Origin of the sequence: Curtobacterium sp. C2H10, assembly GCF_025407985.1 — a bacterium.
In the GTDB taxonomy this organism is placed as follows: Bacteria; Actinomycetota; Actinomycetes; order Actinomycetales; family Microbacteriaceae; genus Curtobacterium.
Genome location: NZ_JABXGF010000098.1, coordinates 1 through 1,164 on the forward strand (window position 1 = coordinate 1; position 1,164 = coordinate 1,164).

1 protein-coding gene is annotated in these 1,164 nt (G+C 69.4%); it reads left to right on the forward strand.

What is annotated here, in order from left to right; genetic code table 11:
- The first annotated feature begins 160 nt into the window (after positions 1–160).
- Positions 161–1,105, forward strand: coding sequence for a type I pantothenate kinase (gene coaA, locus HWD93_RS18170; RefSeq protein ID WP_071295218.1), 945 nt, complete (start codon positions 161–163; stop codon positions 1,103–1,105).
- The last annotated feature ends 59 nt before the right edge of the window (positions 1,106–1,164 follow it).

Genomic DNA, 1,164 nt, shown 5'->3' on the forward strand with positions numbered 1-1,164 from the left:
GGCGGCACATACACCACCGACAGTGTCACCTGGAAGTTCACCTCCGGCACCGACACCATCACCCACACCTTCACCGGACGTTGACGTCGGACGGGAGGCGCGGATCACGCGAGCTGGTCGGCTCACGTGATCCGCGCCTCCCGTCTGTACGCTCGTTCCCATGCCGATCCCGGAGACCACCGTCGCGCACCCGACCCCCTTCGTGGAGATCCCGCGTGGCGAGTGGTCGCAGCTCGCTCCGAAGGAGCACCTGTCCCTCACCGAGACCGAGATCGTGCAGCTGCGCGGTCTCGGTGACCGCCTCGACATGCAGGAGGTGCAGGAGGTCTACCTGCCGCTGTCCCGCCTGCTGACGCTCTACGCGGCGGGCGCACGGAACCTGCACGCGTCGACGTCGGCCTTCCTGGGTGACCGAGCCGGGCGGACGCCGTTCGTGATCGGTGTCGCCGGGTCGGTCGCCGTCGGCAAGTCGACCGTCGCACGACTGCTCCGCGAGCTGACGAAGCGCTGGCCGGACACCCCGCGCGTGGAGCTCGTGACCACCGACGGGTTCCTCTACTCCAACGCCGAGCTCGAGCGGCGCGGGATCATGGACCGCAAGGGCTTCCCGGAGTCCTACGACCGCCGGGCCCTGCTGCGCTTCGTGAGCCAGGTGAAGAGCGGCGCGACCGAGGTCCGAGCGCCGTACTACTCGCACCTCGTGTACGACATCGTGCCGGACGCCGAGATCGTGGTACGACAGCCGGACATCCTCATCGTCGAGGGCCTGAACGTGCTCGCGCCGCCGGTGCACGGGCGGCTGGCACTGTCCGACCTCTTCGACTTCACGATCTACGTCGACGCGAAGACGAAGGACATCGAGGCCTGGTACGTCGACCGGTTCCTCGCGCTGCAGGAAGAGGCCTTCGCGAGCCCGGACTCGTTCTTCCACCGGTTCGCCTCGCTCTCCCGGTCGGATGCCGTGCAGACGGCGACCGAGGTGTGGCGGGCGATCAACGAGCCGAACCTCATCGAGAACGTGTTGCCGACGCGCTCCCGGGCGACCCTCGTGTTGAAGAAGGCGGCGGACCACAAGGTGTCGTCGGTGTTGCTCCGCAAGATCTGACGCGCGGGGCGCCGCGGGGCCGCGAGCGGCGCGGGGCGCCGCGGGGCGCGGGGCGCCGC

Coding starts and splice junctions, on each gene's coding strand:
- coaA (WP_071295218.1), top strand. CDS start 161: ATGCCGATCCCGGAGACCACCGTCGCGCACCCGACCCCCTTCGTGGAG.